The 20,896-nt window shown below is 71.8% G+C and carries 21 protein-coding genes; 8 read left to right on the forward strand and 13 right to left on the reverse strand.

The window, feature by feature from the left end; genetic code table 11:
- Positions 1 to 290 precede the first annotated feature (290 nt).
- The gene (locus tag NRP21_RS02655) at positions 291 to 533 is read left to right on the forward strand and encodes a hypothetical protein (protein ID WP_257714603.1); all 243 of its coding nucleotides are present in this window, start codon (positions 291 to 293) and stop codon (positions 531 to 533) included.
- Positions 534 to 549: 16 nt separating this feature from the next.
- Complete coding sequence (locus tag NRP21_RS02660) at positions 550 to 849, forward strand: hypothetical protein (protein WP_257714604.1); 300 nt, start codon at positions 550 to 552, stop codon at positions 847 to 849.
- A gap of 12 nt (positions 850 to 861) precedes the next feature.
- On the opposite strand, the gene NRP21_RS02665 is transcribed toward NRP21_RS02660, so the two are convergent.
- Entirely contained in the window at positions 862 to 3,189 is a 2,328-nt protein-coding gene (locus NRP21_RS02665) for a primosomal protein N' (protein WP_257714605.1), read from the reverse strand.
- A gap of 39 nt (positions 3,190 to 3,228) precedes the next feature.
- On the opposite strand from NRP21_RS02665, the gene fsa reads away from it, so the two are divergent.
- Genes fsa through NRP21_RS02680 form a run of 3 tightly spaced genes read left to right on the forward strand, consistent with a single transcriptional unit; the run spans position 3,229 to position 5,014 of the window.
- Complete coding sequence (fsa, locus tag NRP21_RS02670; RefSeq protein ID WP_257714606.1) at positions 3,229 to 3,885, forward strand: fructose-6-phosphate aldolase; 657 nt, start codon at positions 3,229 to 3,231, stop codon at positions 3,883 to 3,885.
- Positions 3,885 to 4,124 carry a hypothetical protein gene (locus tag NRP21_RS02675; protein ID WP_257714607.1) on the forward strand — a complete coding sequence of 80 codons (240 nt, stop codon included), beginning with the start codon at positions 3,885 to 3,887 and terminating at the stop codon, positions 4,122 to 4,124. The genes fsa and NRP21_RS02675 overlap by 1 nt, the downstream gene beginning before the upstream one ends.
- Positions 4,125 to 4,174: 50 nt before the next feature.
- Entirely contained in the window at positions 4,175 to 5,014 is an 840-nt protein-coding gene (locus tag NRP21_RS02680) for a PhzF family phenazine biosynthesis protein (protein ID WP_257714608.1), read from the forward strand.
- Positions 5,015 to 5,027: 13 nt separating this feature from the next.
- Here NRP21_RS02680 and NRP21_RS02685 read toward each other — a convergent pair whose 3' ends face one another.
- From NRP21_RS02685 to NRP21_RS02700, 4 genes are read right to left on the reverse strand one after another with little or no spacing between them, the layout of a single operon-like run.
- The gene (locus NRP21_RS02685; RefSeq protein ID WP_257714609.1) at positions 5,028 to 5,696 is read right to left on the reverse strand and encodes an orotate phosphoribosyltransferase; all 669 of its coding nucleotides are present in this window, start codon (positions 5,694 to 5,696) and stop codon (positions 5,028 to 5,030) included.
- Positions 5,693 to 6,964, reverse strand: coding sequence for a Zn-dependent hydrolase (locus NRP21_RS02690; protein WP_257714610.1), 1,272 nt, complete (start codon positions 6,962 to 6,964; stop codon positions 5,693 to 5,695). The genes NRP21_RS02685 and NRP21_RS02690 overlap by 4 nt, the downstream gene beginning before the upstream one ends.
- Positions 6,961 to 7,923, reverse strand: a complete 963-nt coding sequence (locus NRP21_RS02695) for a dihydroorotate dehydrogenase (protein ID WP_257714611.1) — start codon at positions 7,921 to 7,923, stop codon at positions 6,961 to 6,963. Before NRP21_RS02695 ends, NRP21_RS02690 begins: the two co-directional genes overlap by 4 nt.
- Positions 7,920 to 8,741, reverse strand: coding sequence for a dihydroorotate dehydrogenase electron transfer subunit (locus NRP21_RS02700; RefSeq protein WP_257714612.1), 822 nt, complete (start codon positions 8,739 to 8,741; stop codon positions 7,920 to 7,922). Before NRP21_RS02700 ends, NRP21_RS02695 begins: the two co-directional genes overlap by 4 nt.
- 84 nt (positions 8,742 to 8,825) lie before the next feature.
- Between NRP21_RS02700 and NRP21_RS02705 the strand changes: the two genes are divergently transcribed.
- From NRP21_RS02705 to NRP21_RS02715, 3 genes are read left to right on the forward strand one after another with little or no spacing between them, the layout of a single operon-like run.
- A complete protein-coding gene (locus tag NRP21_RS02705) occupies positions 8,826 to 9,755 on the forward strand; it encodes a LysR family transcriptional regulator (protein ID WP_257714613.1) in 930 nt (309 codons plus the stop codon).
- Between the two features lie 45 nt (positions 9,756 to 9,800).
- Positions 9,801 to 10,436 carry a hypothetical protein gene (locus tag NRP21_RS02710; RefSeq protein ID WP_257714614.1) on the forward strand — a complete coding sequence of 212 codons (636 nt, stop codon included), beginning with the start codon at positions 9,801 to 9,803 and terminating at the stop codon, positions 10,434 to 10,436.
- Entirely contained in the window at positions 10,436 to 11,329 is an 894-nt protein-coding gene (locus NRP21_RS02715) for a tyrosine recombinase XerC (protein WP_257714694.1), read from the forward strand. The genes NRP21_RS02710 and NRP21_RS02715 overlap by 1 nt, the downstream gene beginning before the upstream one ends.
- A 6-nt stretch (positions 11,330 to 11,335) precedes the next feature.
- On the opposite strand, the gene NRP21_RS02720 is transcribed toward NRP21_RS02715, so the two are convergent.
- The 8 genes from NRP21_RS02720 to NRP21_RS02755 form a co-directional block, all read right to left on the reverse strand.
- The gene (locus NRP21_RS02720; RefSeq protein WP_257714615.1) at positions 11,336 to 11,851 is read right to left on the reverse strand and encodes a GNAT family N-acetyltransferase; all 516 of its coding nucleotides are present in this window, start codon (positions 11,849 to 11,851) and stop codon (positions 11,336 to 11,338) included.
- 58 nt (positions 11,852 to 11,909) lie between these two features.
- Complete coding sequence (gene rpoD / locus NRP21_RS02725; protein WP_257714616.1) at positions 11,910 to 13,847, reverse strand: RNA polymerase sigma factor RpoD; 1,938 nt, start codon at positions 13,845 to 13,847, stop codon at positions 11,910 to 11,912.
- Between the two features lie 71 nt (positions 13,848 to 13,918).
- Complete coding sequence (gene dnaG, locus NRP21_RS02730; RefSeq protein WP_257714617.1) at positions 13,919 to 15,799, reverse strand: DNA primase; 1,881 nt, start codon at positions 15,797 to 15,799, stop codon at positions 13,919 to 13,921.
- 70 nt (positions 15,800 to 15,869) lie between these two features.
- On the reverse strand, positions 15,870 to 17,051 hold the full coding sequence (locus tag NRP21_RS02735) for a CsgG/HfaB family protein (RefSeq protein WP_257714618.1): 1,182 nt from the start codon (positions 17,049 to 17,051) through the stop codon (positions 15,870 to 15,872).
- Between the two features lies 1 nt (position 17,052).
- Positions 17,053 to 18,402: a DUF6844 domain-containing protein gene (locus tag NRP21_RS02740; RefSeq protein ID WP_257714619.1), complete on the reverse strand. Its 1,350-nt coding sequence runs from the start codon at positions 18,400 to 18,402 to the stop codon at positions 17,053 to 17,055.
- An 11-nt stretch (positions 18,403 to 18,413) separates the two neighbouring features.
- Positions 18,414 to 19,037 (reverse strand): penicillin-binding protein activator LpoB, encoded by a 624-nt coding sequence (gene lpoB / locus NRP21_RS02745; RefSeq protein ID WP_257714620.1) that lies wholly within the window; start codon positions 19,035 to 19,037, stop codon positions 18,414 to 18,416.
- Positions 19,038 to 19,048: 11 nt separating this feature from the next.
- The gene (locus NRP21_RS02750; protein ID WP_257714621.1) at positions 19,049 to 19,429 is read right to left on the reverse strand and encodes a putative periplasmic lipoprotein; all 381 of its coding nucleotides are present in this window, start codon (positions 19,427 to 19,429) and stop codon (positions 19,049 to 19,051) included.
- Positions 19,426 to 20,838 carry a hypothetical protein gene (locus NRP21_RS02755; RefSeq protein ID WP_257714622.1) on the reverse strand — a complete coding sequence of 471 codons (1,413 nt, stop codon included), beginning with the start codon at positions 20,836 to 20,838 and terminating at the stop codon, positions 19,426 to 19,428. The genes NRP21_RS02750 and NRP21_RS02755 overlap by 4 nt, the downstream gene beginning before the upstream one ends.
- Positions 20,839 to 20,896: the final 58 nt, after the last annotated feature.

Below are 20,896 nucleotides of genomic sequence, written 5' to 3' on the forward strand. Positions count from 1 at the left end.
CGCCCCGGGGCGGAACCTCCGGGCGAACCTTCCTGGGCCTTCGGGTGACGCCCGGAGAATCAATCCAGGCGTCGGCGCGGGCCCCTTAACACGATGCAATGCAGGACGTCCATCGGTCTGCAACGGTTCGCAGGGCCCTGACGATGGCGTTTTCGCAGTGATAGCAGGCCCCCCGCGTCTCCCGTGTAACGGCTCGTGTAACCTCTGATGGAACCCTCCCCCGGTCTGCGGCGCTTCATCTGGGACCGGGCCAGCCCGGCCCCACCACCAGCCCTCCGGGGGAGGACAAGATGGACAGCGACAAGACCGACCAGAAGCGCGACCACGAGACGGGCGCCTGGGTGTCGGACCTCAAGCCCGGCGCCACCACGGGCGCGAAGGTGGACAAGGCGGTGGAGGACACCTTCCCCGCCTCCGACCCCGCGGTGAAGAGCGGCACCACCGGCTTCATCGCCCCGGACGGCGAGGACACGGCCGCCTCCACCGAGAAGGGCGAGGGCGGTCCCGGCTCGCCTTCCGGCGGCAAGCCCTGAGGCGGGAGGGCCGGCCATGAGCGGCGATCGGCCCGACCCGTCCCACGGGACTCCTCCCGGAACGCCCTACGAGGGCCCCGAGGAGGAGAAGGCCCTGCGCGAGACCGGCGGCTGGCGGCACGGCCTCCAGCCCGGGATCGGGCGGGGCGATGAACTGGACAAGGCCGCGGCCGAGGGCGCGCCGGAGGCGGATCCCGCCACGCGCTCGCCGATTCCCGCCTTCGTGGACCAGCCCGACGCCACCGAGGCCTTCGTCGAGGGCGAGGGCGTGGCCCAGGCACGGAACGCGGCGGAGGATCTGCCCCGGCAGGGGTAGGAACTTCCCTTCCTAGAGGAAGCTCACGGGGTCCACGTCCACCTGGACGCGCACCGCGTTCGGCACCTCCACCCGGGAAAGCCATTCCCGCAGCAGTGGCTGCACCGCCACCTCCCGCCGCGCTTTCAGCAGCAGGCGGCGGCGGTGCCGGCCGCGCAGCATCGCCAGCGGCGCCGGCGCGGGGCCCAGCACCTCCACGCCGGTTCCGCCCGGGGCAGCGAGGCCGAGATCGCGCGCCACACGGTCCGCCGCGCGCTCATCCTCCGAGCTCACGATCAGCGCCGCGAGGCGGCCGAAGGGCGGCCAGCTACCGGGGCGGCGCGCCTCGGCCTCCTCAGCCATGAAGGCCGGCAGGTCGCCGGAGACGAGGGCCTGCATCACCGGGTGCTCCGGGTTCCAGGACTGCAGAATCACCCGCCCCGGGCTCTCCGCACGCCCGGCGCGGCCGGACACCTGGTGCAGGAGCTGAACGGTCCGCTCCGCCGCCCGCAGGTCGCCACCCGCCAAGCCGAGATCGGCGTCCACCACCCCCACCAGGGTGAGGTGGGCGAAGTGCCAGCCTTTGGCGACGATCTGGGTGCCGATCAGCAGGTCCACCTCCCGGTCCTGGATCTGCCGCGCCGCCTCCGCGGCGGCGGCAGGGCCGGGAATGGTGTCGCTGGCCATCACTAGGCGCCGGGCATCGGGGAAGAGGACGGCGGCCTCCTCCTGCACCCGCTCCACCCCCGGGCCGATCGCGGTCAGACTGCCCTCCGCGCCACATTCCGGGCAGTGCGGGGGGATGGGCTCGGCGTGGCCGCAATGGTGGCACTGCAGGCGGCGCTGGGCGCGGTGCTCCACCAGCCAGGCCGTGCAGTTGGGGCAGCGGATGCGGTGGCCGCAGGCGCGGCACAGCGTCATCGGCGCGTAGCCCCGGCGGTTGAGGAAGAGCATCGCCTGCTCCCCCCGCGCCAGGGTCTCCGTGATGGCCTCGATCAGCGGCGGGGCGATGAAGCGGCCGCGCTCCGGCGGGGTCTTGCGGAGGTCCATCACCGTGACCTCCGGCAGGCCGGCGCTGCCGTGGCGGGTGGGCAGGTTCAGGGCGGTGTAGCGGCCCTGCTCCGCGTTGGTCAGCGTCTCCAGGCTCGGCGTCGCGGAGACGAGGACGCAGGTGGCCTCGGCCATGCGGGCGCGTACCACGGCCATGTCGCGGGCGTGGTAGATCACCCCGTCCTCCTGCTTGAAGGCCGTCTCGTGCTCCTCGTCCACGATGATGAGGCCGAGGTCCGGATAGGGCAGGAACAGCGCGGAGCGGGCGCCCACCAGCACCCCCACCTCACCATCCGCCACGGCCCGCCAGGTGGCGCGGCGTTGGCGGCCGGAGAGCTCGGAGTGCCATAGCGCGGGGGCGCAGCCGAAGCGCGCCTTGAAGCGGTCCAGCCACTGGGTGGAGAGGGCGATTTCCGGCAGCATAACGAGCGTCTGCCGCCCCTGGCGCAGGCATTCCGCCACCGCGTCCAGATAGACCTCGGTCTTGCCCGAGCCGGTGACGCCCTGGAGGAGGGTGACGCCGAAGGCGCGCTTCGCAACCGATTCGCGCAAGGTCGCGGCGGCCTCGGCCTGCTCCTCGCCCAGGATGGGGCCGGGATGGTCGGGGTCGGGCCGCGCGAAGGCGGGCGGGCGCGGCAGCAGGGCGGGCTCGATCAGGCCGTTATCGGCCATGCCGCGCAGCACGGCGGTGGAGACTCCCGCCTCGTCCGCGATGTCGGCGCCGGCGCGAGGCTCGCCCGGCTCCATCACGTCCAGCACGCGGCGGCGCTGGGGGGTCATGCGGTAGCCCGGCGCGCCGCCCTGGGCCGCCTCCCCGGCCGCGGAAAGCTTCCACCCGGCCTGCTGACCCGGCGGCTCCAGCGCGGAGGGCACGGACATGGCCATGCGCAGCACCGCGCCGGGCGGGGAGAGGGTATAGGCCGAAACCCATTCCACGAAGCGGCGCAGCGCCGGCTTCATGGGAGGCGCGGGCAGGACGCCCAGGATGTCCCGCAGCTTGCCTTCCGGCAGGTTCGGGTCCGGCTCGCCGTCCCAGACGACGCCCAGCATCTCCCGCCCGCCGAGGGGCACGGCGACGAAGCTGCCGATCTCCGGCAGGGCGGCGCCGTTGGGGACACGGTAGTCGTAGGCCCCTCCCCCCGGCGTATCGAGCGGGAGGGGCAGCAGGACGCGGATGCGGCGGACCGGCGGCCCCTTCGGCGCGGCGTGGCGCTTGCCCTTCGCGGTGGCGGCCGGGGCGGAAACGAGGCCATCCCCGAAGAGGCCACCATCGAAGCTTGGCTGGTTCGCGTTGGCCTCGGCGTCTTCCATCGCTATTTGTCCGCCCGCAGGCCCTTCAGGACCCCTATCATGAAATTCTTCGTGGACACCGCCGAGGTCTCCGAGATCCGTGCCCTCGCCGAGAGCGGACTGCTCGACGGCGTCACCACCAACCCCTCCCTGATCGCCAAGGCGGGTCGCCCCATGGCCGAGGTGATCAAGGAGATCTGCGACATCACCCCCGGCCCGGTCTCCGCCGAGGTCACGGCCACCGATTACGACGGCATGATGCGGGAGGGCGAGCACCTCGGCCGCATCGCGCCGAACGTCGTGATCAAGCTGCCGCTGACGGAAGCGGGGCTGCGCGCATGCAAACATATGGTGAACAACGGGGTGATGGTCAACGTCACTCTCTGCTTCTCCGCCGCCCAGGCGCTGCTCGCTGCTAAGGCTGGGGCCACCTACATCTCCCCCTTCGTCGGGCGGCTGGACGACATCGGCCAGAACGGGATGGAGCTGATCGCCGACGTCGTGCAGATCTACGAGAACTACGACGCGATCCGGACCGAGGTGCTGGTCGCCTCCATCCGCCACCCCATCCACCTGATCCAGGCGGCGAAGCTGGGCGCCCATGTGGCCACCCTACCGACGGCCGTCATCAAGTCCCTCTACAAGCACCCGCTGACGGATAAGGGGCTGGAGAGCTTCCTGGCGGACTGGAAGAAGACCGGCCAGTCCATCCTCTGATGCACGCCAGGGCACTCTGGTCGCTCGGTATCCTCCTCGTCGCAGTGGGCGTCGCAGCCCATGCGGTGGGGTGGGAAGAGCTGCTCTGGTTTCCGCGCTGGGTCCTCGACTCCCTGTTCTGGGTGCCGATGGCCCTGATGGACGCGGTCGCCTCCGCCCCCCTCGCCTTCGCGGTGATCGCGCTGGGGGTGGTGCTGATGGTGGTTTCGCGGATCATCGGCCGCAGCCGGGAACGCTGACGCTGGGGGCCGGCCTCGGCGCGGCTGGAAACAGGAAGGGCACGGGGACCATGGAACCGCGGGTGGAACGGCTCGCCGCCTTCTCGGATGGGGAGGTCGGCGGGAACCCTGCCGGGGTCGTTGTCGGCCCTGCCCTGCCCGGCGCGGATGCCATGCAGGCGATCGCGGCGGAGGTGGGCTATTCCGAGACCGCTTTCGCCGCACCTGACGGGGACGGCTGGCGCGTCCGCTACTTCGCCCCGGCGATGGAGGTGCCCTTCTGCGGCCATGCGACGATCGCCTTGGGGGCGGCGCTCGCGATACGGAGGGGCGACGGGGTCTTCCCGCTGGTCCTCAACGAGGGCCGGATCACGGTGGAGGGCCGCCGCACCGGCACGGGCCTGGCCGCCGCCCTGCAATCCCCGCCGACGCGCAGCCGGCCGGCCGGGCCGGATCTCGCGGCGGAGGCGCTGACGCTGTTCGGCTACCGCCCCGGGGACCTCGACCTCCGCCTTCCTCCCTCCATCGCGGAGGCGGGCGCTCGCCATCTGGTCCTGGCCCTGCGGGACCGGGCCGCGCTGGCGGCCATGCGCTACGACCAGGAGGCGGGCCGGGCGATGATGGCGGCGAACGGGCTTGTGACGATCAGCCTCGTCCATGCCGAGACGCCCCGGCTCTTCCACGCCCGCAACCCCTTCGCCGCCGGCGGGGTCTATGAGGATCCTGCGACCGGTGCCGCGGCGGCGGCCCTGGGGGGCCTGCTGCGCGATCTCGGCTGGCCCCATGGCGGCGGGATCGAGATCCGGCAGGGCGAAGACATGGGCGCGCCGTCGCGCCTGCGCGCGGCGATCACGGGCGAGCCCGGTGCCAGCATCCGCGTCTCGGGCGAGGTCAGGGTCATCCCCGGCTGAGCCGGGGTCAGCGTCAGAGCGCCGGCCGCGCCAGCGTCGCCCGCCCGCCATGCGCGGCCGACCATCCCACCGGGTCCGCCAGGAAGGCGCCCAGCACCGCCCGGTCCGCCTCCGGCAGGGCGGCCGCGCCTTCCACGGCCAGCACGTCCCGCCAGCTCGCCAGCGCCACCAGTTCCAGCCCGAGATGCGCCATCCGCTCGGCGCCGCCGGGAAAGGTGCCGTGGTGGAAGAGGCAGAGGGCGTGCGTCACCTCCGCCCCGGCCGAACGCAGCCCCCGCGTGAAGGCGGTCTTGCTGCTGCCATCCGTCATCAGGTCGTCCACCAGCAGCACGCGCATCCCCTCGACCGTCCCGCCCTCAACCTGGGCATTGCGGCCGATGCCCAGGGGGCGCTTGCGAACATAGCGCAGCGGCAGGTCCAGCGCCTCGGCCAGCCAGGCGGCCCAGGGAATGCCCGCCGTTTCCGCGCCCGCCAGGGCCTCGGGCGCTTCCGGCAGGGCGGAGCGGATGGCCTCGGCGGCCATGGATACGGCCGCGCGGCGCAGGGCGGGATCGCCGATCAGCAGGCGCACATCGACATAGGCGGGGCTGGCCCAGCCGGCGGCGAGGATGAAGGGCTGCTCGTGGCTCACCCGCACCGCGCAGCCTTCCAGCAGCAGCCGCGCCATCCGGTCCCCGCTCACGCCGCGATCTCGCGCAGGGTGCGGGCCAGCAGCTCGGCGCCGACGAGGAAGTCGTCCAGTTCCATCGCCTCGTGCGGGTTGTGGGACCCGTTCTGGTTGCGGATGAAGATCATGGCGCTCGGCACTCCCGCCCCGGCGAAGACGGCGGCGTCGTGCCCGGCGCCGCTGGGCACCGGCTCGTCCGGCTGGCCCATGGCACGCAGGCCGGCCCGAAGCCGCCCGATCAACCCCTCATCCATCCGGGCGGGCGCCGTGTCCAGGCGGCGGTCGAAGCGGAACTCCACGCCGCGCTCCTCCGCGATCCCCGCGCATTCCGAGAGGAAGAGGTCGTAGAAGGCCTCCAGCACCTCCGTGCTCTGGCTCCGCGCCTCAAGGGAAAAGCGCAGGCGGCCGGGGATGCGGGCCAGGGCGTGCTCGGCGGGATCGGTGCCGATGATGCCGGTGGTCACCACCAGGTCCCGCCCACGCTCCAGCAGGGTGCGCCAGTGGCGGTCCAGCCGGGTGATGAGCTCGGCCGTGGCGAAGACGGCGTCGTGGCGCAGCCAGCGCGGGATGGCGCCGGAATGCCCGGCCTCCCCGATGCACTCGATGGCACGGTGGCGGATGTTGCCGCGGATGCCCGTGACGACCGCCACAGGCAGGTTCCGGGCGATCAGCACCGGTCCCTGCTCGATATGGATCTCCAGCCAGCAGGCGAGGGAGGCGGGGTCCAGCAGCGCCTCGCCCCGCGCTACGCGGTCGGCCTCCACGCCCGCATCCCGCATGGATTCGAGCAGCGGGCGGCCGGTCACGACGTGCGGCGTCGCCAGGTCCTCCGGCGAGAGGCGGCCGAAGAGGGCGGAAGAGCCCATATAGGCCCGGCCGAACCAGGCGCTCTCCTCCCCGCGCAGGGCCATCAGGCGGATCGGGCGGGTGGGCCGGAAGCCCTCGGCCTTGAAGCGCGCCAGGGCCATGAGCCCAGCCACCACGCCCGCCGCGCCGTCGAAATTGCCGCCCTGGGGCACTGAATCGAGGTGTGAGCCGCAGGCAGCGGCCGGAAGTGACGGATCGCGGCCCGGCAGGGTGACGACGAGGTTCGCGCCCGCGTCCCGCGCCGTCTCCAGGCCGAGCGCGCGCGCCTCCTCCTCCACGATGTCCAGCGCGAGGGATTCGCCCGCGCCGTAGCTCTCGCGGGTGATGCCCACGCCGTCGAAGGAGGTTTCGCGCAGCCTGTCGAACAGGCGCTCGGCCAGGGCGCGGTCCAGCGCCGGTTCCAGCGCCGCGCTCAAGATACCGGCTCCGTCCATTCCAGCTCCGCCTCGTCCGTTTCCTCGCGGTTGATGGCGCCCGTCAGCTCCGCCACGCGGGCGATGCCGCGCGCGGCGCAGAAGCGGTCCAGCCCGTCGATCACCGCTTCCATCGCGCCGGGCTGGATGAAGGTGGCGGTGCCCACCTGCACCGCCGCGGCGCCGGCCACCATGTACTCCGCCGCGTCCTCGGCGGTGGAGATTCCGCCGCAGCCGATCACGGGAATGCGGACGCTGCGCGCGGCCTGGTAGACCTGCCGCAGCACGATGGGCTTGATGGCGGGGCCGGAGAGACCGCCCATCACGTTGCCCAGGCGCGGGCGGAAGGTGTTCAGGTCCACCGACATGGCCAGGATGGTGTTCGCCACCACCAGCGCATCCGCCCCGGCCGCCTCCGCGGCGCGGGAGACCTCGGGGATGTCGCCGGTGTTCGGCGTCAGCTTCGCCCAGACCGGCAGCTTCGTCGCCGCGCGGATGCGGCGCATCACCGCCTCGGTGGAATCGGCGCGCATCGCGAAGGCGCGGCCGTCCTCCTCGATGTTCGGGCAGGAGATGTTGGCCTCGATCGCCGCGACGCCGGGCACCGAGACCTCGGCGGCGAGACTGGCGAAGCCCTCGGCCGTCGGCGCGGAGATGCTGACCACCAGCGGCGGCGCGAAACGGCGCATCTCCGGCAGCGTGTGCTCCAGGAAATAGGGCACGCCCTTGGAGGGGATGCCGATGGCGTTCAGCATCCCGCCCGAAACCTCCGCCACGCGGGGCAGCGGGTTTCCCGCGCGCAGCTCGCGCGTGATCGTCTTCGTCACCAGCGCGCCGAGCCTGTCCAGGTTGGCGGCCAGGGCCAGTCCCTCCGCGAAGGTGCCGGAGGCCGGCATCACGGGATTGGCGAGGGTCAGCCCGCCGATGCTGACGGAAAGATCGGTCATGCTTCCCTGGATCATGCCACCGCCTCCAGCATGTCGAAGACCGGGCCGTCCCAGCAGACGCGCTTGTGGACGGTCTCGCCCCCCACCTCGAAATCGCGCACGCAGCAGAAGCACATGCCCAGGCCGCAGGCCATCTGCTGCTCCATCGCCACCTGGCCGGGGATGCCGAACTCACGCGCCAGGCGCTGCTGCACGCGCAGCAGTCGGGCGGAGCCGCAGGTGAGGAAGGCATTGGCCCGACCCTCCGCCACCAGCCCGCGCAGCAGGCGCTCCACATGGGCGGGGCCGCTGGTCCCTTCCTGGTCCGTCACGGCGATCACCTCCGCGCCCTGGTCACGGAACAGGGCGTCGGAGACGACCAGCTCCGGCCGCCGTGCGCTGAGCACGGCCGTCACGCCGATCCCTGCCGCCCGCGCTGCGCGGGCCAGCGGCGCAAGGGTGGCCAGCCCCGCCCCGCGCCCGACCACAACGATGTTCCGCCAACCGCAGTCCAGCGTGAAGCCGCGCCCCAGCGGCCCCATGATGTCCAGCTCGTCACCCGGAGCGAGGGTGGAGAGCCCGCGCGTGCCCGCGCCCGTGACCTTGTAGAGGAACTCCACCGTGCCCGCCGCCGGATCGGCGCCGTAGAGGCTCATCGGCCGGCGCAGGAAGGGTGCCTCCCCCGGCGGGGCGGGGCAGAGGAGCTGGAAGAACTGCCCGGGCCTTGCCGCCGTGGCGCGCGGCCCGGCGTGCAGGATCAGGTGCCGGTACTCGGCGTTGAGCGCGGCGTGGACGATCACCTCCGCCGGTTCGGCGGAAACGGGGCGCATCACGGGCGCGGCGGTGTTGGGCATGGCGGCCTCTCGAACCAAGGAGGCATGTGACACCCGGAAGGCCCGCTCGCAAAAGCAGAGAATTTCGGGCAGGCTGATGCCGACATGGCATCACCCGCCGGCTTCCGCATCCACGCCCCCGCCCTGCCCTACTTCGACGCCGTCCGCCGTGCCGGCTCGATCCGGGAAGCGGCGCGGCGGCTGAACATCGCCTCCTCCGCCGTGAACCGGCAGGTGCTGAAGCTGGAGGAGGAACTAGGCGCCAAGCTGTTCGAGCGCCTGCCCGGCGGACTGCGCCTGACCGCGGCGGGAGAGGTGCTGGCCGGGCACGTCGCTACCGTCCTGCGCGACGCGGAGCGGGCGCGGGGGGAGCTGGACGGGCTGCGAGGCCTCCGCACTGGTCATGTGGAGCTGGCGACGCTGGAGGGGTTGTGCCACCGGATCGTGCCGGAGGCCCTGGCCGCACTGGCGGAGCGCCACCCGCGCGTGACGGTCAGCACCGCTATCCAGGGCAGCGCCGCCATCCCGGATGCCGTGCTGGCGGGCGACGCCCATCTGGGCCTTGCGTTCGAGGTGCGCCGACGGCCCGGGCTGCGGCAGCTGGCGGCCGTGACCCTGGAACTCGGCGCCGTGGTGCCGCCCGACCACCCGCTGGGGGGCCGCCCCACGATCGGGCTGGGCGACTGCGCGGGATCGCCCCTGATCCTGCCCCGCGGCAACTTCGCCAATCGCGGGCAGATCGACGAGTTGCTCGTCGGCAGCGGCGGCGTGCGGCACGAGGCCGGTTCCGTGGAGCTGATGAAGGGCATGGTCCTGCGCGGCCTGGGCATAGCCTTCATGACCCGCGTGGGCCTGGAGACGGAACTGGAGGCGGGGCGGCTGGTGCATGTCCCCCTGCGCCAGGGGCGGGAGGCCGTGCGGAGCACCCTCGGCCTCTACGCGCGGACGGGAACGGCCATGCCCGCGGCCGCCGGCGCCTTCGCCTCCCACCTGGCGGATGCCATGGCCCGGCTGCACGGGCCGCGTTCCCCCTAGCGGCACGATTCGCGTGCCGCCGCACACCCTGGCAATCTGGGGCCGATGACCCGCCCCGCCCCTCAGCCCGACCGGCCCGCCGATCAGGAGGCGGCGCGCGTTGCCTCCTACCTCGCCGCGCATCCCGGCTTCCTGGCGGAGCGGCCGGCCCTTTACCGCGCCCTGCATCCCCCGGTCCGCGTCCATGGCGAGACCCTGGCCGACCATATGGAGGCGCTGCTGAGCGCCGCCCGGGCCGAGACCGGGGCGGTGGCCGATGCGGCCCGCGCCGGGCAGGACCTGACCCTCCGCGCCGCCACGGCCGTGACAGCCCTGATCGGCGCGCCGGATCCGCTGGCCGTGGTTTCCGCCGAATGGCCCGCGCTGCTCGGGCTGGAAAGTGCCGCCCTGGCCGCCGAAGGCCCGCCCTCCCCCGCCCTGCGCGACCTGCAGCCCGGTGCCATCGCCGAGCTGATGGCCGGGCGCGAGGTGCTGCTGCGCGACGCCCCCGCCGACGCCGCCCTGCACGGGGAGGCCCAGGCCCTGATCGCCCGCGACGCCCTGGCCCGCCTTCCCGGACCCCGGCCCCGGCTGCTGGTACTGGGCGCGCGTGAGGCAGGGCGGCTGCCGTTGCGCGGCGCGACCGCCCCGCTGCGCCTGCTGGCCCATGCCTTGGCCCGCGCCCTGGATGGCGCGCCGTGATCGCACCGCTGGCCGCGCGGCAGGCCTTCCTGGACTGGCTGGTGGGAGAGCGCCGCGCCAGCCCGGAAACGGTGGAGGCCTATGGCCGCGACATCGCCGACCTGCTGGCCTTCCTCACCTCTCACCAGGGCGGGGAGCCGGACCTCGCCGCGCTGGGGCTGGCCGACCTGCGCGCCTTCCTGGCCCATCGCGCCTCGCAGGGGGTCGGCAACTCGTCCCGCGCGCGGCAGCTCTCGGCAATCAAGACCTTCCTGCGCTTCCTAGTCCGCCGGCACGGGATGGCGCCGCTGCCGCTCGGCGGGCTGACCGGGCCGCGCCGCAAGCCACCCGTGCCGCGCGCCCTGACGGAATCCCAGGCCCGCACCGCCGTCACGGACAGCTTCGAGGACAGCCCCGCGCTGGCCGCGCGGAATCAAGCGCTCTTTACCCTTCTCTACGGCTGCGGCCTCCGCATCTCGGAGGCCCTGGCGCTGAACCTGCGGGATGCCCCGCGTGCCGGCCAGGGCCTGCGGGTGATGGGCAAGGGGAGCAAGGAACGGGTGGTGCCCGTGCTGCCGGCGGTGGAGGCGGCCATCGCGGAGTGGCTGCGCCACCGCGGCCCGGCCGGGCCGGGCGACCCGCTCTTCACCGGCGCGAAGGGCGGGCGGCTGGCGGCGACCGTGGCGCAGCGCGCCCTGCAGGACCTGCGCCGCGCGACAGGCCTGCCGGAGCACGCGACGCCCCACGCGCTGCGCCACTCCTTCGCCACCCACCTGCTGGGCGGCGGCGCGGACCTGCGCGCGATTCAGGAGCTGCTGGGCCATGCCAGCCTGTCCACCACCCAGCGCTACACGGCGGTGGACCAAGCGGGGCTGCTGGAAACTTGGCGGCGAGCGCACCCGCGCGCCGATTGAAAGGCCCTACCCCGCCCGCAGCGGCGCGGGCAGGCGCAGGCCGAGGTTGGTCGGCACCGGCCACTCCTCCCGCACCCGCCGCACCACGCGGAAGCCGGCCGCGATGTAGTTCGGCAGCGCGCGCGGGTGGTCGGCCGTGCAGGTGTTCACCGTGAGCAGGTTGCAGGAATTGGCCCAGGCGGTGTCGATGGCGTGGCGCAGGAAGGCCCGGCCCATGTGCTGCCCGATGGCATGCGGCATGAGCCCGAAATAGGAGAGGTTGGTGGTGCCGTCCCAGCGCCGCTCCAGCTCGTAGAACCCCGCCGGCTCGCCGCCGCGGTACAGGGCGTAGATGGAGACGGCAGGGTCGCGCAGGATGGAGGCGATCTTCGCGTCCGGCACGGTGCGGCGCAGCCACCAGCAGTAGTCGCGCCCCACCGTGTCGTACAGGTAGCGGTAGAAGCCCACGGTGCAGCCTGGCACGGGCACCACGGCGGCATCGGGCGGCAGCGCCGCCGGCGTGTCGGCCGGCGGGTGCTCCATGCGCAGGAACGTGACCTCAACCTGGACCGGAGTGGTCAAAACCGGAGCCGCCGACACCTCAGTTGTCCAGGAAGGACCGGAGCTTGCGGGACCGCGTCGGGTGCTTCAGCTTTCGCAGCGCCTTCGCCTCGATCTGGCGGATGCGCTCCCGCGTCACGTTGAACTGCTGCCCGACCTCTTCCAGCGTGTGGTCCGTGTTCATGCCGATGCCGAAGCGCATCCGCAGCACGCGCTCCTCGCGCGGCGTCAGGCTGGACAGCACGCGGGTGGTGGCCTCGCGCAGGTTGGACTGGATGGCGGCGTCCAGCGGGATGATGGCCGCCTTGTCCTCGATGAAGTCGCCGAGGTGGCTGTCCTCCTCGTCGCCGATCGGCGTCTCGAGGGAGATCGGCTCCTTCGCGATCTTCAGGACCTTGCGGACCTTCTCCAGCGGCATGCCAAGCTTCTCGGCCAGCTCCTCCGGCTGCGGCTCGCGCCCGATCTCGTGCAGCATCTGGCGGCTGGTGCGGACCAGCTTGTTGATCGTCTCGATCATGTGCACGGGGATGCGGATGGTGCGCGCCTGATCCGCGATGGAGCGCGTGATGGCCTGCCGGATCCACCAGGTGGCGTAGGTGCTGAACTTGTAGCCGCGCCGGTACTCGAACTTGTCCACCGCCTTCATCAGGCCGATGTTGCCTTCCTGGATCAGGTCCAGGAACTGCAGGCCGCGGTTCGTGTACTTCTTGGCGATGGAGATCACGAGGCGGAGGTTGGCCTCGATCATCTCCTTCTTCGCCTGGGTCATGTCGCGCTCGCCGCGCGAGACGGTCTGGTAGACGCGCTTGTACTCGGCCACCGGCAGGCCAGTCTGGGCAGCCACCTTGCCGATCTCGGCGCGGATGTTCTCCGCGTCCTCGCGCGAGTTCGCGACGAAGGCCTGCCAGGCCTTGCCCTTCAGCTTGCCCAGGCGGTCGAACCAGGTCGGGTCCATCTCGGCGCCGGCCCACTGCTCCAGGAACTCGGCGCGCTTGACCTTATGGCTCTCGGCCAAGCGCAGCACCTGGCCCTCGAAGCCCACCATGCGGCGGTAGAGGCCCTTGATCTGGTCGACCAGCTCCTCGATCCGATTGTTGTGCAGGTGCACCTTCTGTACCAGCGCCACCAGCTCTTGGCGCTGCTTCTCGTAGGACTTCTCGGACTTGCCCGCGAGCTCGCCGCCCGAGGTGTAGGTATCCATCCGCTTGGAGGACATCTTCTCGAGCTTGGAGTAGGCGACCTCGATCGCCTCGAAGGCGGCCAGCGCCTCCGGCTTCAGCTTCTCCTCGAGCGCGGAGAGGGACAGGCCGACGCCCTCGCCCTCCTCGCCCTCCTCGAACTCCTCGGCCTCCGGCGGCGGGCCGTCCGGCATGTCGGCGTTGTTCGTGGCCTCGAGGTCGATCACGTCGCGCAGCAGCAGCTTGCCGGCGATCACGGCCTCGTGCCAGCCGATGATGGCGCGGAAGGTCAGCGGGCTCTCACAGAGCCCGCCGATCATCATGTCGCGCCCGGCCTCGATGCGCTTGGCGATGGCGATCTCGCCCTCGCGGGAGAGCAGCTCCACGCTGCCCATCTCGCGCAGGTACATCCGGACGGGGTCGTCGGTGCGGCCGAGGGACTCCTCGTCCACATTGCCGCCACCCTCCTCGTCGTCCTCGGACTTCTCCTTGCCTTCCTCTTCCTCGCCCTCGGCCTTGGCGGGCGCCTTCTTCTCGGCGTCCTCGTCGGCGCTCTCTTCGGCCTCAACAAGGTTAATGCCCATCTCGGAGAAGAGGGCCATGGTGTCCTCGATCTGCTCCGAGGAGACCTGGCCCTGGGGCAGGGCGGCGTTGAACTCGTCGTAGGTGATGTACCCACGCTCCTTGCCCTTCGCCATGAGCTTCTTGACGGAGGCCAGGAGGCTGTCGAGCAGTGCGCCCTCCACCGCCTCGTCGCGGTGCTCAGCCGTTTCCGTGCCGTTCGCCACCTTCGTCGCCATGCCACTCTCCCGCCACGGATCACGAAACCGGCGGACGATTCTCACCGCCGCCGGAACGAAGCTTCCCTACCCTATGCGCTGGCGCCCTCAGCGCCATCCTCCAGCCCCGTCTCACCGCTGCGATAGGCGCGCAGGGTCCGGGAAAGGCTGACGACACGAGCCTGGGCGGCGGGGTTCCCCGCTTCCAGCTCCCGTCTTGCCTCTTCCAGGTCCTCGACCAGTGCGCCCTCGCCTCGCAGGAAGCCGAAGAAATGCCACCAGCCAGCGAGGGCTTCCCCGGGCTGGGCATCGGGGCCGGCCTCTCGCGGAAGGCCGGTCGCGCGAATCACCCAGTTCCGGGCCTCATCGAGGCCAGTCCTGTGCAAGTGGGCAACCAGATCGGCCGAGTCAAGCGAGGCAGGGCTGCCGTCTGACGCTTCCGTGAGGGCAAGCCCGGCATGCCACGCCAGCAAGGCCGCCTGCAGCGCGGCGGGCGGGCCGTGCGGCAGGTCCAGCAGAGCAAAGGCCTCCTCCACCTCGTTCAGCAGCCAGGGATTGGCGAGGGTGATGGCCAGCAGGCAGCGGGCCTGCTCCTTCCGGGTCGCCTCCAGTTCCGGGGCCGGGCGGGGCGGCAGGCGCGGCGGCGGGCGGAAGCCCGGGCGGGCACTGCGGTTGAAGGTGCCGGCGGGCGGGCGGGCCTCGCGCGGGCGGCGGGTGTTCTGGAAGAACCGGTCCAGCAGGGCGCCGCGGTACTCGGCGGCCAGGGCCTTGTCCGGGATCTGCCCAGCGGCGGCGACCAGGTCGTTCCGGAACGCCGCCCTCCCCTCCGGCGTGCCCAGGGGCCGGCCATCGGCCATAAGGTCGTAGAGGGCCACTGACAGGGGCTTCTTCGCCTCCAGCACCGCCTTGAAGGCGGCCGGGCCCTTGGCGCGGATCAGCTCATCCGGGTCCTTGCCGCCCTCCACGGTCGCGAAATGCAGGGTCCGCTCCGTCCCCAGCAGGGGCAGGATCATCTCGGCGGAGCGGGTGGCGGCGCGAAGACCGGCCGCGTCCGCGTCCAGGCAGAGGATCGGCTCCGGCGTGACCTTCCAGATCTCCTCCATCTGCTCCGGGGTCAGCGCCGTGCCGAGCGGGGCCACCGCGCCCTCGAACCCCGCCTGATGCAGGGCGATGACGTCCATGTAGCCCTCGGCCACAATGAGGTCCGCCTTGCCGCGGAACACCGCCTCCCGCGCCAGGTCCAGGCCGTAGAGGGTGCGGCGCTTGGAGAAGACATCCGTCTCCGGCCCGTTCAGGTACTTCGGCTGGCCATCCCCGAGAATGCGGCCGCCGAAGGAGACGATGCGGCCGCGGCGGTCCCGGATGGGGAACATCACCCGGTTGTAGAAGAAGTCGTTATAGGCGCCGTCCCGCCCCTCGGCCGGCTTCACCAGCCCGGCTTCGGCGAGCTGCCGGGGCTCAATTCCCAGCGGCTTCAGGGCGGCGGCCAGGGCGCCGCGCCCGGCGCCGGACCAGCCGAGGCCGAAGCGCTCGATCGTCTCGTCCGTCAGGCCGCGGCGGCGGAGGTAGTCCAGCCCTTCCCGGCCCTCCGGAGCGCGGAGCTGGCGTTGCATATGCTCGGCGGCGGCGGCCAGGACGTCGTGGAGGGTGCGGGCCTTGGCCTCCCGCGCTGCCTGGCGGGGTGATTCCTTCGGAACCTCCAGCCCGGCCTCGTGCGCCAGGCGCTCCACTGCCTCGCGGAAGGCCAGGCCCTCGGTCCCCATGGTGAAGCCGATGGCGTCGCCGTGCTGGCCGCAGCCGAAGCAGTGGAAGTGATCGTCATAGACGTAGAAGGAGGGGGTCTTCTCGTTGTGGAAGGGGCAGCAACCCTTCCACTGGCGCCCGTTGCGGGTGAGCTTGACCTTCCGCCCGATCAGCGGCGGCAGGGGGGTGCGGGCGCGCAGTTCGTCGAGAAAATTGGGCGGAAGGGGCATCCTGATCCTGGTGTAGGCCCTGGCGGACCATTTGTCCCGAGCGTGATCCCCTCCCCGCCTGCCACGGCCGCTAGTCGAACATGGAGCGCTGGTCCGCGGTCCGCCGGGCCGGGCCGGATCGCTGTGCCGGCGGCGGCGCGGGCGGCGCCGGGCGCAGTACGACCTGGGCATTTTGCGGCGGCAGGCTGCCGCTCACCAGCCGGGCATAGGAGACGCGGGTGTCCACGCGGTGAACCTGGACCACTCCGATCTCGCGCTCCACCTCCCCCAGGCTCTCCCCGGTATAGGGGTCCTTCAGTTCCTCCCCGAGCATCATGGCGCGGAAGCGCTGGCCGTTCACCACCGTCACGCCGCCCTGGTTCAGGATGATCTCCTGCGGGTCGTCTGCGCGGATTACGCGCATCGGATAGATGGTCTGTGTGATCTCGCGGCCGATCCGGGTCGCCATCTCCTCCAGCACCGCGCCCAGGTTGCCGGAGTTGCTGACGGCGATGCTGGCCGCCCAGCGCACCTGGCGCGTCGCCGCCTCCAGCACCTGGAAGTCGAGGACACCGCGGGCGGAGGTGCGGACGATCGTCTCGCCGGTGATGGCGATATTCTGCTCCGTCCGGCTGGCGCCCACCCGCATCCGGCCGATCACGATGTAATCCGCGCCCAGCACCTGCCCGATGCGGACCCGCTCCGCCAGCGGAGAGTCCGTGCTGAGGAGCGCCATCTCCCGGTCGTAGGCCTCGTTCGCGTCCCGGTCGAGCACGGCGAAGCGGCGGGACTGGGTCAGGTGCTGGACCAGGCGCTCGCGCAGCTGACGGCCGAAATCCGTCTCGCGCCGCCGCTCGTCCCTGAATTCCGAGACGACGAGCCGCCGGCGGGTGTCACCCGTCGGGCTTGTCGGCTGGAAGCGCTCCACCTCCACCTGCAGGCGTGCGAGGTAGAGGCCGTCCGGCTGCCGCTCGGTGGAGAGGATGCGGTAGGAGCGCACGATCCCGCCGGTCTGCCGCCGGATCGCCGCGCTGATCTCCGCGGAGAGCTCCGTCCGGCTGCCGGAATCGTCGCTCATCTGGATGCCGATCTGGCGGGAGACGGCGTCGGACCGCACCGCGGTGCCCGTCACCTGCTCCACGGCGCTGATCAGGGCGCGCGCCACCGCATCCTCGCGGGTGACGGCGGTGCCTTCCGCGTCGATGGAGACGGGCTGCGCCACCGCTCCTCCGGCGGCAAGGAGGAGCAGGAGCGTGAGGATGATCCGGTGCATATCAGAAGTCCCGGCTGTTCATCAGCTCACGCCCGGTCCGCATCCCGGGCTGGCCCTGAGGGTTGGCAGGGCGCGCCGGCGCAGCCGCGGCGGGGCGCTGGTCGCGGTAGGCCCGAATGTCGCGTTCCGCGGCAGCGGACCAGGTACGGACGCAGCCGATGATCTGCTGCCCGGACACCGGATGGCGGTTCGACCAGTTGGTCAGGGTAGTAAGACCCGTCAGGCTGTTTATCTGCGCGCGCCGCTGCATCACCCGCTCCAGCGCGTCCCGCACGGACGTGGTGCTGGCGCTCTCCTCCACATAGCCTTCGGCATGGCGCAGGGCGGCCTGCTCCATCTCCTTGCTGGTCTCGGACGTCTCCGTGTACTGGCCGCTGCCAGCCAGGAACTCCGCGATCTGCCGATCCGCCGAGGCGCGCGCCTGGGTGCCGGCAGCGTCCAGCTCCATCCCGATCCGGTTGCGGTCATTGCCCCTGTAGGCAATGCCCCACTGCGCGAAGGATACGATGACGGGAAGGCCAGCCTGGTCATAGACGAGGCGCACGCCGAAATCGTCCACCAGCGCCGCACGGTCGGCGACCATGGCGCGGATGTCGCGCGCACGCTCCATGTCCGGCTCAAACTCGCCGCGCCGCGTCAGGATCTGCTGGATCACGGCCTTGGTGCGCTGGGAACCGGCGATGACGACGCCGATGGTGAAGTTCCCGGCGCCGTCATGGCTCTCGAAGGTCTGGACGGGCATGAAGCCCACCAGCTCGCCGAAAGACCGGATCGTGCTGCGGCGCCGGATGGACTGGGCCATCTGGATGTGGCGCTGGGGCTCCGGCGTGCGCTCGAAGTCGGCGGGGTTGATGCCCAGTTCCCGCAACTCGTTGTCCAGCTTGCCCTTCGCCAGCCCAATCAGCCGGCGCGCGAGGTCCGGCAGCACGCCGGCACGCTCAAGGTCGGAGGGCTGAAAAGGCGGCGGCTCCTGCTGGCCGGCGCGGAACAGGCGCGCCACCGTATCGGCCTGAACCGCGGTGCTCTGCGACTGGACGACCTTCTGCTGGGCATCCATCACAGCCTGGTCATAGGCCAGGGCTCGCAGCTTGACCCATTCCGGGTGATCCGCGGGCTGGCCGACCTCGGCCATGCCAAACTCCACGATCGTGCCCGGCCGGTCACGTAACCCGCTCCGCTCGATCCACTCCTGAATCGTGTCCTTCAGCTTCGCCTGCGCCTCGTACTGGGCCTGGACGGAGGAAGCGACCGAAGGATCGGTACCGGCCGGCTGCGCGCGCAGCCCGGTTGCAGCGCAGGACAGGCCCGCGCCACCCAGGGCGAGCGCGGCGCGGCGGGAGAGGCGCGTCATCCCCCGCGCCCTCACCAGCTCACGGTCCGGCCGCTGCCGACCCGGCTGATGACCTCCTGCCCCTCCCACAGGGCAATGCCCGTGCGGATGTTGGTCAGGGTGAGCTGGAAGTTGTAGTCCACGCGCTGGGCACCGCCGTCCACGCGGGCGGTGCGCTGGATGATGCGGCCGGTCAGGCTGATGTCCGGCGCCAGCATCTGCCCGCGCCCAGCGACGGTGCGCTGGTTGAACTCGCCGGACTGGCGGAGCTGGCGCGCCTGCATCGCCAGGGGGTCAGACGGCCCTTCCAGCCCGACGGCCGTCGTCACCACCACGCGGCCGGAGTTGCTCAGCTCGCGCCGAACGGTCTGCAGCAGCTCGTTCATGTTGATGCGGAGCGTGGTGTCGTTGGTGAAGAGCGAGATCGCCATCACGCGCGGCTGCCCGTCCGGGCGCGGCTGCAGGCGGTCGCTCTCCAGCATGGAGCGGACGAGGGCTTGGGCCGCCTGCTCGAAGTCGCGGTTGTCAAGCGACATGCCGACAGGCGAGCGGTCGTTGCGTGGGTCGATGCGCTGGGTCGCCATCTCGGGCGTGGCGCAGGCGGAGAGCGAGGCGGCGATCGCGAGGGCGAGGATCGCCTTGGCGGAATGGATCATCGGAATCATCCCTAGGGGGCTTCCAGGTCGATGGTCATGCGGAAGTCGCGGGTGCGGCTGGTGGGTGCGTCGGCATCGACGGTGGTGACGGTGAAGCGCGCCGCGGAGCGGAACTGCGGGCGGGCGGCCACGGTGCTGATCGGCCGCCCCGTCGCGTCCAGCCAGTCGGTCTGGACACGGAGCGGGATATCCGCCGGGCCGGGATTGCGGATGTTCACCACCACCCGCAGGCGCCCGTCTGGCAGGGTGGTCACGCCCGGCCCAGAGAAGGCCAGGCCCTGCAGCAGGACGGGCGAGACGATCAGCCGCGGATCGGTCGGCGGCGCCGGCGGGGGCGGCTCGGGCGCGCAGGACGCCAGAGCCAGCCCCGCCAGGAGGACGGATCGCCTCACAGCTTCAGCACCTGCACCGTAAGCGGGCTGCCCGGCGTCTGCGCCTTGACGAGGACGATCGAGGAGCGGCCGGTCGGGACCGTCGCCGTGGCCTGCACCCCGCCCGCGCGCAGCAGGATCTCGCCGTTCGCCGGCACCGGGATGCGGGCGGCCTGCAGCTCGCGCGGCAGAATCTGCCAGGAGCGGGTGTCGGAGCTGGTGACGTTCGCCGCCACCGTAGCCGCCACCTGCAGCAGCGCCGCCATGCCGCCATTCATGCGGGTGGTCGCGGCGTTGACTGCGCTGACGCCGGCGGCCTTGGCCAGCGCCTCGAACACCGCGCCGGCGAGGAGGCTGTTGTACCGGGTACGGAACTCGCTCGCCATCACGCCTTCCATGCTCGCCACCAGCACGGTGCTGGCGCGGGCATTGCCGCCCGTGACCTCCATCGAGGGATAGGCGGCAGGCTGGAAGACCATGCGGGGCATGGAGACCGTGACCGGGCTCACCGTCATGCCGCCGCCACGGGCGACGACGGGCATGGGGACGGTAAAGTTCATCTGCTCGAAGGTCGGGCTCTGCCCGTTCTCGAACAGCACCCAGACCTGCGGCGCGGGGCGGCGGCCGGCGGCGGCCTGCCGCGCGCTCGCCATGTCCTCCGTCACCACGCGGGGATTGCCGGCGATGCCCGCCACCCGCTCGAACGCCGTGCGCGCCTGCTCGGCATCTCCGGGCTCGCCGGAGTTGAGGAGGTAGATGGCGCGCAGATAGGTGCCGGCCGGGTTCACGAAGGGCTGGTAGTGCCGCCAGCGCTCCAGCGCCTTCAGCTGCTCCTGCACTTCCGGCGAGGACTGGGCATTCTGGAGGGCCTGGCGCTTGCTGCCATCCTCACGGATCTGCCGCTCGCTGTCCGCGCCCGCGGCGGAAATCTCGTTCTGGAAGCGCGTGGTGGTGCGGCTCTGCCGCTCCTCCATCCGGTTCAGCTCGACCCGGGCATTCTGCAGGTCGCCGCGCCCCAGATTGGCCGCGGCCTTGTAGGCGTTGACCATGACGGCGTCGTAGCTGCCGAAGCGGTAGGTGGAGCCCCAATTGAAGTCCGCCACGTCCGAGGCCCGCATCAGGCTCTCGGCATCGTCCAGCGCCTGGACGGAAGCAGGGTGGTTGGCGGCGTAGAGCGCGGCGGCGCCGGTGTTCAGGGACCAGAGCAGCTCCGGCTTGCCCTCGCGGTCGCGGGCCATCCCGCCCGCGATCTGGGCGGCGGATTCATAGCTCCCCGCCCCGACGGCACCACGGAAGCTCTGGGCGCCCTCCCGGTTCTCCATGGGAGCACAGGCGGAGAGCAGGCCCAGGCCGATTGCGCCGCACAGGGCCGGCATCCGGCGGGGTGAATCAACCCGCCCAAGGTCCGCCGCAGCAGTCAACACCGTCATGAAACGTTCCCAGAGTTACATCTGGGAACGGAATGAAACACTTCTTCGCGATTCGCAA

Source organism: Roseomonas populi, from assembly GCF_024594815.1.
Taxonomy (GTDB): Bacteria; Pseudomonadota; Alphaproteobacteria; order Acetobacterales; family Acetobacteraceae; genus Roseomonas; species Roseomonas populi.

Coding starts and splice junctions, on each gene's coding strand:
- NRP21_RS02655 (WP_257714603.1), top strand. CDS start 291: ATGGACAGCGACAAGACCGACCAGAAGCGCGACCACGAGACGGGCGCC.
- NRP21_RS02660 (WP_257714604.1), top strand. CDS start 550: ATGAGCGGCGATCGGCCCGACCCGTCCCACGGGACTCCTCCCGGAACG.
- NRP21_RS02665 (WP_257714605.1), bottom strand. CDS start 3,189: ATGGAAGACGCCGAGGCCAACGCGAACCAGCCAAGCTTCGATGGTGGC.
- fsa (WP_257714606.1), top strand. CDS start 3,229: ATGAAATTCTTCGTGGACACCGCCGAGGTCTCCGAGATCCGTGCCCTC.
- NRP21_RS02675 (WP_257714607.1), top strand. CDS start 3,885: ATGCACGCCAGGGCACTCTGGTCGCTCGGTATCCTCCTCGTCGCAGTG.
- NRP21_RS02680 (WP_257714608.1), top strand. CDS start 4,175: ATGGAACCGCGGGTGGAACGGCTCGCCGCCTTCTCGGATGGGGAGGTC.
- NRP21_RS02695 (WP_257714611.1), bottom strand. CDS start 7,923: ATGATCCAGGGAAGCATGACCGATCTTTCCGTCAGCATCGGCGGGCTG.
- NRP21_RS02700 (WP_257714612.1), bottom strand. CDS start 8,741: ATGCCCAACACCGCCGCGCCCGTGATGCGCCCCGTTTCCGCCGAACCG.
- NRP21_RS02705 (WP_257714613.1), top strand. CDS start 8,826: ATGGCATCACCCGCCGGCTTCCGCATCCACGCCCCCGCCCTGCCCTAC.
- NRP21_RS02710 (WP_257714614.1), top strand. CDS start 9,801: ATGACCCGCCCCGCCCCTCAGCCCGACCGGCCCGCCGATCAGGAGGCG.
- NRP21_RS02720 (WP_257714615.1), bottom strand. CDS start 11,851: ATGGAGCACCCGCCGGCCGACACGCCGGCGGCGCTGCCGCCCGATGCC.
- rpoD (WP_257714616.1), bottom strand. CDS start 13,847: ATGGCGACGAAGGTGGCGAACGGCACGGAAACGGCTGAGCACCGCGAC.
- dnaG (WP_257714617.1), bottom strand. CDS start 15,799: ATGCCCCTTCCGCCCAATTTTCTCGACGAACTGCGCGCCCGCACCCCC.
- NRP21_RS02735 (WP_257714618.1), bottom strand. CDS start 17,051: ATGCACCGGATCATCCTCACGCTCCTGCTCCTCCTTGCCGCCGGAGGA.
- NRP21_RS02740 (WP_257714619.1), bottom strand. CDS start 18,402: ATGACGCGCCTCTCCCGCCGCGCCGCGCTCGCCCTGGGTGGCGCGGGC.
- lpoB (WP_257714620.1), bottom strand. CDS start 19,037: ATGATCCATTCCGCCAAGGCGATCCTCGCCCTCGCGATCGCCGCCTCG.
- NRP21_RS02755 (WP_257714622.1), bottom strand. CDS start 20,838: ATGACGGTGTTGACTGCTGCGGCGGACCTTGGGCGGGTTGATTCACCC.